This is a genomic window from Isoptericola sp. NPDC057191 (assembly GCF_042670225.1).
Taxonomy (GTDB): Bacteria; Actinomycetota; Actinomycetes; order Actinomycetales; family Cellulomonadaceae; genus Isoptericola.
The window spans coordinates 1-8,050 of the sequence record NZ_JBHUWC010000186.1 but is presented as its reverse complement, the minus strand read 5'-3'; the positions used below and the strand labels follow the sequence as shown (position 1 = coordinate 8,050).

The window sequence follows — 8,050 nt, the reverse complement described above, 5'->3', positions numbered from 1 at the left end:
CCTCAAACCTCAGGTTTGAGGAGCAAGTCAGCACGCTCGTTGCGTCCGCTGGGGTCAGCCGCGGGCCAGGTCCGCGTCTCCCGCGACGCGCTTCCTGTCTGGGGGCATCATTTCTGCATGATCGCGAAGAGCCAGCGTGGGTGGTCGGGCGAGCCGGGCGAGCTGCTGCGGGTCGGGGAGGGCTTCCGCCTCGCGGACGTCGACCCCGACGCGAAGCCCGGGTACCAGGGCAAGAAGAAGGACGGCGCGGCCGACCTCCTCGCCGGTGAGGAGGAGCTCGACGAGCTGCAGGAGCGCCTGTACGCCCAGAGCCGTGAGGACCCGTCCGCGCCGGCCGTGCTGCTGGTGCTGCAGGCCATGGACTCGGCAGGCAAGGGCGGGATCGTGCGGCACGTCATCGGCGCGACGGACCCCCAGGGCGTGCACCTGGTGGCGTTCAAGAAGCCGACACCGCAGGAGCTGGCGCACGACTTCCTGTGGCGCGTCGAGCGCGAGGTCCCGGAGGCGGGGTACATCGGCGTCTTCGACCGCTCGCACTACGAGGACGTGCTCATCGGGAAGGTGCGCGAGCTCGCCTCACCCGAGGAGATCGAGCGCCGCTACGGCGCGATCAACGCGTTCGAGGCGGAGCTGGTCGCGCGGGGAACGCGGATCGTCAAGGTCATGCTGCACATCTCGCCCGAGGAGCAGAAGGAGCGGCTCGGCAAGCGTCTCGAGCGCCCCGACAAGCACTGGAAGTACAACCCGGGAGACGTCGACGAGCGCCTGCTGTGGCCCCGGTACATGGAGGCCTTCCAGACCGTCTTCGAGCGCACCTCTACCGACCGTGCCCCCTGGTTCGTCGTGCCGGCGAACGCGAAGTGGTACGCGCGGCTCGCGGTGCAGGCCCTCCTGCTGGACGCGCTGGAGGACATCGACCCGCAGTGGCCGGCCGCGACCTTCGACGTCGAGGTCGAGAAGGCGCGTCTCGCCGCGTCCTGACGCGACCCCTGGGTCAGCTCGCGGGCACCGGTCCCGGGTCGTCGACAGCCTCGCCGGGCAGGTTCGCGTCGAGCGGTTCCCGGTCCGTCTTGGTCCACCCGCGGTGGCCGAGCAGCTCGCGGACCAGCGCCACCACGACCACGGGCCACAGCAGCCACGTGTAGAGCATGTACGGGACCAGCCCGAACACGGCACGCAGGAACGGGTGCCTGCCGGGCTCGGTGGTCATGAGCAGCGTGAGGAAGCTCGGCACCAGCGTCAGCGTCGCGAAGAACACCAGCGACGGCCACCAGCCGGAGACGAACGGCACGTCCCCGAACAGCCAGAACGCGAGGGACAGCACGAGGCCGAGACCCATGAGCAGCTGCAGCAGGGGCATGAGCAGGTAGGCGACGTGGTCCAGCCGGGCGCCGAGCGACACCGGCGCCCGGAACGCACCACGCAGGAGGGAGAAGGCCTGCCAGTTGCCCTGCGCCCAGCGCACGCGCTGCTTGAACAGGCGGCGCAGCCGGGTCACGCCCTGCTGCTCCACGCTGGTCAGCACCGTCTGCCGTCCGCGCCAGCCGGCGCGGATCAGGCGGACGCCGATGTCCTGGTCCTCGGTGAGCCGGTCCCGCCACGGGCCGCGCTCGACGCCCGGCGGCAGCTTCTCGGTCACGACGACGTCGTCCAGGGCGGCGAGCCGCACGTACTGCCCGTTGCCGCCCATGTTGGCCGTGCCCCACGCCGAGCGCCCGAGCTGGTACACGTACGCCATCACGCCGAACTCGACGTCCTGACCCCAGGTCAGGTAGTGCCGGCGGTTGTAGATGCGCACGAGCGCCTGCACGCCGCCCACCCGCTCGTCGGTGAACGCGCCCGCCAGCGCGCGCGGGGCGTCCGGCGGGATGCGTCCGTCGGCGTCCACGACCCCGACGATCACCTTGGTCGTCGGCCAGCCGGCGTACCGTCCGGCGAGCACCTCCGCGTGCACGAACTCCCACGCGTCGTCGAGGCCCGCCGACTTGCCCACCCGGGCGTTCGGGAGCTCGCGGCGCAGCACCTGCAGCTCGGGCACCTGGGCCCGCAGCCAGGCGAGCACCTCCGGCGTGCCGTCGTCGGACCCGTCGTCGACGACGACGATCGCCTTGTGGGTGGCCTCGACGGCGACGAGTCGGCTCACGCTGTCGGCGATCGTCACCTCTTCGTTCAGCGCGGGCACCACGAAGACCCACAGGTACTCGTCCTCGTGCGCCTGCTCGACGGCACGGCGCTGCCGCCGCCGCTCGAACCAGGCGCGCACCACCAGCCAGACGAGGACGACGACCGTGACGAGGGTGACCGCGAGCAGGAACCACATGAGGAGCTGCACGCCCGGAGGCATCCCGCGGTAGGGGTCCCACCAGGGGGCGGTGGCCGCCGCCGTCGTGGCGGTCGCGACGACGCTCACTCGCCCACCGCGTCGTACGGGTCGACGGTGGACTTCGGCGCGATCACCACGTCCTCGAGGTCCTGGGCCACGTGGTCGACGGGGGCGGGCTCGCGCACGAACGCGGGCCCGTCGAGGGCGTCGGTGCGGGCGAACCCCGCCCACTCCAGGACCTGGGCCCGCACGAAGCCGGGACCGGAGGTCTGGGGCACGGGCGTGTTGAACACGAGGTGCTCCAGCGCGGCCACGATGCGCTCGGCGGCGTGCCCGTCGCCGTAGGGGTTGGGCTGGCGGGAGAACGCCGCGTGGGCTGCCGGGTCGCCCAGCACGCGCGTCGCGGCGGCGACGATGGTGTCGGGGTCGGTGCCCACGAGCTCGAGGGTCCCGGCCTCGACGCCCTCGCTGCGCTCCGTGGTGGTGCGGGCCACCAGCACGGGCACCTGCAGCGCCGGCGCCTCCTCCTGGATCCCGCCGGAGTCGGTGAGGACGAGGGTCGAGCGGGCCAGCAGCCGGGCGAACGTCAGGTACTCCATCGGGGCGGTGAGGGTCACCTCCGGGACGTCGTCGAGCTCGGCGTGCATGGCTCGCGCGACGCGGGGGTTGGGGTGCACGGGGACGACGAACCGCACGTCGGGGTGGGCGTCGGCCAGGCGGTGCACCGCTCGGGCGACGTCCGTGATGCCCTCGCCCCAGTTCTCGCGCCGGTGGGCGGTGACGGTGACCACGCGCGTCGTCGTGTCGTGCTCGAGCCACTCGAGCTCCGGGCGCCCGTAGGCCACCTCGCGGGCCGCGGCCCACTGCAGCGCGTCGATGCCCGTGTTGCCGGTGACGTAGGTCCGCCCGATGTCGACGCCCTCGCGCACCAGGTTCTGCACGTTGTTGCGTGTCGGCGCCGCGTGGAACGACGCGATGCGCCCCACGAGCTGGCGGTTGAGCTCCTCGGGGAACGGCGACAGCGTGGTGCCGGTACGCAGGCCGGCCTCGACGTGGCCCACCGGGATGCGCAGGTGGAACGCCGCCACGGCCGCCGCTGCCGCGCTGGAGGTGTCGCCGTGCACGATGCAGGCGGCGGGGTAGCGGTCCTCGCGGACGCGGCCGCTGATGTGCTCGGGCGGCGGGCCGTAGCGGCCGGCGACGAACTCGTCCAGGCCGGCGATGACGGACGACGAGAGCTGGTTGAGCGTCAGGCCCGGCCGGCCCACCCCGAGGTCGGCGGCGACGTCGCACCCCGTGGTCTGGAGCACGTAGTCGACCAGCTCCTTGTGCTGGCCCGTCGTGACGACGACGGGGCGCAGCCGGGGGTGCTCCTGCAGGCGGCGGATCAGGGGGAACAGCTTGATGGCCTCCGGGCGGGTGCCCAGCACGACCAGGACTTCGGGGCTGACGGGAAGCGGCATCTCTCTACCTTCGTCGACGTACGGCCGGTGGGTGCACCGACACCGATGAGTTCCGGTTCGTCTGTCGGTCGGAAGGGTGCTCGCACCGGCCGCGAGGGACGGTGCTCGTCGGAAGGAGGGCGGCCATGGTGACCGCACGCACGCACCTGTGGTTCGGCAACAACCGCGCGCACGAGGCGGCGAGCTTCTACGCCGAGCACATCCCGGGATCGTCGGTGGAGTCTGTGCTCACGTCGCCCGAGGGGGTGCCCGGGGCGGAGGCCGGCGAACCGTTCATCGTCGAGTTCACCGTAGCCGGTCTCCCTGTGACCGGGCTGAACGCGGGACCGGAGTTCCGCCTGAACGAGGCGTTCAGCATCTACCTGCAGGTCGACGGGCAGGACGAGGTGGACCGGTACTGGGAGATCCTCACCTCCGACGGCGGCGAGCCGGGGCCGTGCGGATGGTGCAAGGACCGTTTCGGCGTGTCCTGGCAGGTGATCCCGAAGCGCCTCGAGGAGCTCAGTGGCGACTACACGACCGAGGCCCACCTGCGCGTCATGAACGCGATGCTGAAGATGGGCAAGATCGACGTCGCCGCGCTCGAGGCCGCTTCGCGCGGCGAGTGATCGGTCGGCGACCGGCGCGCGGTGCACGCCCCACACCCGGTGGGGGCGTGCACCGCGCGCCGCCACCCCGGCCGCCCACGAGGCGGCCGCGGCACGCTAGTCCGTGGGCTCCGACCTGCCGGCGCGCCGACGGGCCCGCGCGACGACCGTCTCCGGTACCCACGCACCGGCGACGATGAGCGCCAGGAACACACCGACGGCGGCGTCCGACCCCCGGGAGCTGACGATCAGCAGCAGGGGGATCGTCACCGCCGCCGACAGCACGTACCACCACCAGCGACGAGCCGTCCGGGCGCAGGCCGTCAGCACAGCGGAGAGCACCCCGCCGAGGGCTGCCAGAATCACGCGTTACCTCCCGTCCGCTGCCCCGGTGTCACCTGCAGTAGCCGCCGGAGTAGGTGTGGGGCCACCAGGTTGCCACGGGTGGATAGCCGTAGATGACGATCTTCACGCACTTGCGCTGCGAGGCCGCAGACCTCGCCTGCCGCTGGACGAGGTACGAGGCGGTCGCGACCATTGCGCCGAAGGGGAACGGCAGCCAGGCCGCCAGGAGGCCCGCGGTGGCCCCGTCCCGCAGCTTGCGGGTCTCCTTCTTCGTGAACCGGACCGTGAGGGTGGCGAACCCGGGGTCCACCCGGGGATCGGCCACCACGGGGTACACGGTGGCGGCGTCGGGGTGGATCGTCTGGACGAGGGCGTCGCCAACCACCCGGTACTCGGTGTCGACCGGCCGGCCGGCGGCGTCGGCGGCCCACGGGCGGTCGACCAGGCCCAGCACGATCGCACCGCCCTCCTCGCGCGGGGCGAGCAGCTCGACCGTGCCGTCGCCGGCCTGGGACAGCATGACGTCGTCGCCGAACGTGTAGGTGAACCTGCGCTGCCCGTCAGGGTCGGCGGTGATCGTCTGCAGGCGCACCGAGCCGTCGTCGAGGTTCTGCACGGCGGCGCTCGTCTCGCGGCCGGGCGCGTGGTAGACGACGGTGCCGTCGTCCGCCACCGTCCCTGTGTCGAGCGAGAGGTCGTCGGGGAGGTTCACCTCGAGGGAGGGCGTCGCGGCGTCGTGGCTCGTCAGGGAGACCGGCGCGTCGGGGTCGAGCGGGACGGTCGTCGTCACCATGTCTGTCCTGGTCCGGACAGCCGCGCCGTGTGCCTCGACGTCGACCACCTCACCCTGGTGGGGTGCGACCTTGTCGATGAGGTCGGCGACCTTGTCGGTCGGGTCCTCTGCCGCGACCGCGGTGGTCCCGACGCCGATCATCGCGAGGGTGAGCGTCCCGGCGACCGCAGCGCGGATCTGGGTGTGTCGTTCCATACGGGTTCCTTCGTCGTGCCGATGGGGAAGACCTGTGCGCTGGGGGTGGGGTCGTGCGGGCGCGGGGCGGCCAGGCCGGGGCCGTCCGCGTCGTCAGGAGGAGAGCTCGGCCGCGATGCGTTCCGCTCGTTCCGCCAGGTCCCCGACGTTGAGGTCGAGCACCCGGCAGACACGGACGAGCTCGGGGAACGTGAACGGGATGTGCCCGTTCAGGCGCCGGGACAGGCTGGTGAGCGCGATGCCGGCGTCGTCGGCGATCTCCACCTGGGAGAGGCCCGCGTGCGAGATCGCCGCCTTGACCGCATGCCCGATCGCCAGTGCCTCGGTGTTCAGCGACGTCGTCGGTGTCATGACTGGAACGCTAGGGGTCATATGTGACCGCGTCAACCGCTCGTCGTGCCAGATCTGGTGCAATCGTGGCGCAGCGGCTACGTTGTGTCGCATGGGTGACACGGAGTACTCGGAGGCCGACTTCCTGTATGCGCTGGGCAGCGAGGTGCGGGCATGGCGGGCCCGGCGGGGGCTCACCCGCGCCGAGCTGGCGTCGCGGGTCGGCATCTCCGTGTCGACGCTGGGTCGGATCGAGCGGTCCAGCGGCGTCGCGTCGGCGACGGTCGCGGACGTGTGGCGGATCGCCCGCGAGGTCGGCATCGGGCTCGCGGACCTCGTGCGCCGCGCCGAGGAGGCCGCCGCGCTCGCGGCGTCCGCGCCTCCCAGGCCGGACGCGCGCGTCGCGTCGATCCGGCCGGAGGACGAGGTCCGGGGGCTGCGCGCGGTCGCGCACCACGACGACACCTCGATCTTCGACGAGCAGGGCCAGGCGGGAGGCTGAGCCGTGCGGGCGCTGCTGGACCTCGCCGCCGAGCGGGACCTGTACGTCGCGTGGGACCGCGGGCTGGGTGAGCACGTGCGCGGCCTCCTCCTCCTCGACGAGGGCGTGATCCTCCTCAACGCCTGGATGAGCGAGGCGCAGCAACGCTCGACGCTCGCGCACGAGCTCGGGCACGCCTGGTACGGCCACCCGCCGGTCGGGCTCCTGCACGGGGACCCGCACGACGAGCGCCAGGCGAACGAGTACGCGGCCTGCCTGCTCATCGACCCGCGGGCGTACGCCGCCGCGGAGCGCGCCACCGGCGCCCACGCGGGTGCGATCGCCGCAGAGCTGGGCCGCACGGCCGAGGTGGTCGCCGCGTGGCAGGGACTCGTGCGCCGCCTCCCCGCCATCAAGGACGCGCGCGTCTACGGGGACCACGTGCGGCACCTGCGGGAGCGCCCCGTCGCCCGGCCGGGGGCCAGGCGGGCGGGCCCTCGGCCCCCGCTGACGACCCGCGGCCCGCGCACCGCCGGCCGGGCCGCTCCGACGCCGACGTCGTGATGCCGGTCCGAGCGGCGACGCCAGGTAGCCTCGGACGCCGAGCAGCCGCGCCACCTACTCCCGGAGCAAACCCCCTTGATCACCGTCGCCACCGCCAACGTCAACGGCATCCGTGCCGCGTTCCGCCGCCGCATGGACACCTGGCTGGTCACCCGCGACCCGGACGTCCTGCTGCTGCAGGAGGTCCGCGCGCCGGACGAGCTGGTGCACGAGCTCCTCGCCGGCTGGCACGTCGCGCACCTGCCCAGCGAGATCAAGGGACGTGCCGGCGTCGCTGTCGCCTCCCGGCTGCCGCTGCACGCGGTCCGTGCCGGCCTCGCCGCCCACGGCCCGGCCGGCGAGCCCGAGCCGCCCGTCGACACCGGGCGCTGGGTCGAGGCCGACGTCGAGCTGCCCGGCGGCGGCCTGCTGACCGCCGTCTCCGCCTACCTGCACTCCGGCTCCAACGGCCCCGGCCAGGAGCACACGATGACGGCCAAGTACGCCCATCTCGACAAGGTCACCGCGCGCCTCGCGGAGCTCGCGGTCGGCGACCACCCGGCGGTCGTGGCGGGCGACCTGAACGTCGCCCACCGCAACGTCGACATCGCGAACTGGAAGGGCAACCTCAAGAACGCGGGGTTCCTGCCGGAGGAGCGGGCGTACGTCGACCGCTGGCTCGACGAGCTCGGGTGGGCCGACCTGGGCCGGGTGCACGGCGGCGAGGGGCCCGGCCCCTACACCTGGTGGTCGTGGCGCGGGCAGTCCTACGCCAACGACCGCGGCTGGCGGATCGACTACCAGCTGGCCTCTCCCGCGCTCGCGGCCCGGGCCGTCAAGGTCGAGGTCGACCGTGCGCCGACCTACGAGGAGCGCTGGAGCGACCACGCTCCGGTGATCGCCACCTACGACCTGTAGCCCCGGTGGTGGGCCCCGGTGGTGGCGCCGGTGCTGTGAGCGGACGCGTGGCCCCTGCCCCGGCCGGGGAAG

Annotated in this window: 10 protein-coding genes; 5 read left to right on the top strand and 5 right to left on the bottom strand. The window is 73.0% G+C overall.

Annotated elements, in window-relative coordinates; all coding sequences use genetic code 11:
* Positions 1 to 117 precede the first annotated feature (117 nt).
* Positions 118 to 981, top strand: coding sequence for a PPK2 family polyphosphate kinase (locus ACFT55_RS17360; RefSeq protein ID WP_380245091.1), 864 nt, complete (start codon positions 118 to 120; stop codon positions 979 to 981).
* A gap of 13 nt (positions 982 to 994) precedes the next feature.
* On the opposite strand, the gene ACFT55_RS17355 is transcribed toward ACFT55_RS17360, so the two are convergent.
* The gene (locus ACFT55_RS17355; protein ID WP_380245090.1) at positions 995 to 2,410 is read right to left on the bottom strand and encodes a glycosyltransferase; all 1,416 of its coding nucleotides are present in this window, start codon (positions 2,408 to 2,410) and stop codon (positions 995 to 997) included.
* A complete protein-coding gene (gene wecB, locus ACFT55_RS17350; protein WP_380245089.1) occupies positions 2,407 to 3,786 on the bottom strand; it encodes a non-hydrolyzing UDP-N-acetylglucosamine 2-epimerase in 1,380 nt (459 codons plus the stop codon). Before wecB ends, ACFT55_RS17355 begins: the two co-directional genes overlap by 4 nt.
* A gap of 125 nt (positions 3,787 to 3,911) precedes the next feature.
* Here wecB and ACFT55_RS17345 point away from each other — a divergent pair, with 125 nt between their 5' ends.
* Entirely contained in the window at positions 3,912 to 4,394 is a 483-nt protein-coding gene (locus tag ACFT55_RS17345; protein ID WP_380245088.1) for a VOC family protein, read from the top strand.
* 96 nt (positions 4,395 to 4,490) lie between these two features.
* On the opposite strand, the gene ACFT55_RS17340 is transcribed toward ACFT55_RS17345, so the two are convergent.
* The 3 genes from ACFT55_RS17340 to ACFT55_RS17330 all read right to left on the bottom strand — a co-directional run bounded on the left by ACFT55_RS17340 (position 4,491) and on the right by ACFT55_RS17330 (position 6,057).
* Positions 4,491 to 4,739, bottom strand: a complete 249-nt coding sequence (locus ACFT55_RS17340; RefSeq protein ID WP_380245087.1) for a hypothetical protein — start codon at positions 4,737 to 4,739, stop codon at positions 4,491 to 4,493.
* A 28-nt stretch (positions 4,740 to 4,767) separates the two neighbouring features.
* Positions 4,768 to 5,706 carry a hypothetical protein gene (locus ACFT55_RS17335; RefSeq protein WP_380245086.1) on the bottom strand — a complete coding sequence of 313 codons (939 nt, stop codon included), beginning with the start codon at positions 5,704 to 5,706 and terminating at the stop codon, positions 4,768 to 4,770.
* A gap of 93 nt (positions 5,707 to 5,799) precedes the next feature.
* Entirely contained in the window at positions 5,800 to 6,057 is a 258-nt protein-coding gene (locus tag ACFT55_RS17330) for a helix-turn-helix domain-containing protein (RefSeq protein ID WP_380245085.1), read from the bottom strand.
* Between the two features lie 91 nt (positions 6,058 to 6,148).
* On the opposite strand from ACFT55_RS17330, the gene ACFT55_RS17325 reads away from it, so the two are divergent.
* From ACFT55_RS17325 to ACFT55_RS17315, 3 genes are all read left to right on the top strand, one after another.
* Complete coding sequence (locus tag ACFT55_RS17325) at positions 6,149 to 6,538, top strand: helix-turn-helix domain-containing protein (RefSeq protein ID WP_380245084.1); 390 nt, start codon at positions 6,149 to 6,151, stop codon at positions 6,536 to 6,538.
* A 3-nt stretch (positions 6,539 to 6,541) separates the two neighbouring features.
* Positions 6,542 to 7,081, top strand: coding sequence for an ImmA/IrrE family metallo-endopeptidase (locus tag ACFT55_RS17320; protein ID WP_380245083.1), 540 nt, complete (start codon positions 6,542 to 6,544; stop codon positions 7,079 to 7,081).
* A gap of 75 nt (positions 7,082 to 7,156) precedes the next feature.
* Positions 7,157 to 7,978 carry an exodeoxyribonuclease III gene (locus ACFT55_RS17315; RefSeq protein ID WP_380245082.1) on the top strand — a complete coding sequence of 274 codons (822 nt, stop codon included), beginning with the start codon at positions 7,157 to 7,159 and terminating at the stop codon, positions 7,976 to 7,978.
* Positions 7,979 to 8,050: the final 72 nt, after the last annotated feature.

Bases quoted from the DNA above. Each gene is read 5' to 3' on its own strand.
- wecB (WP_380245089.1), bottom strand. From the start codon at position 3,786: ATGCCGCTTCCCGTCAGCCCCGAAGTCCTGGTCGTGCTGGGCACCCGC.
- ACFT55_RS17325 (WP_380245084.1), top strand. From the start codon at position 6,149: ATGGGTGACACGGAGTACTCGGAGGCCGACTTCCTGTATGCGCTGGGC.
- ACFT55_RS17360 (WP_380245091.1), top strand. From the start codon at position 118: ATGATCGCGAAGAGCCAGCGTGGGTGGTCGGGCGAGCCGGGCGAGCTG.
- ACFT55_RS17335 (WP_380245086.1), bottom strand. From the start codon at position 5,706: ATGGAACGACACACCCAGATCCGCGCTGCGGTCGCCGGGACGCTCACC.
- ACFT55_RS17330 (WP_380245085.1), bottom strand. From the start codon at position 6,057: ATGACACCGACGACGTCGCTGAACACCGAGGCACTGGCGATCGGGCAT.
- ACFT55_RS17345 (WP_380245088.1), top strand. From the start codon at position 3,912: ATGGTGACCGCACGCACGCACCTGTGGTTCGGCAACAACCGCGCGCAC.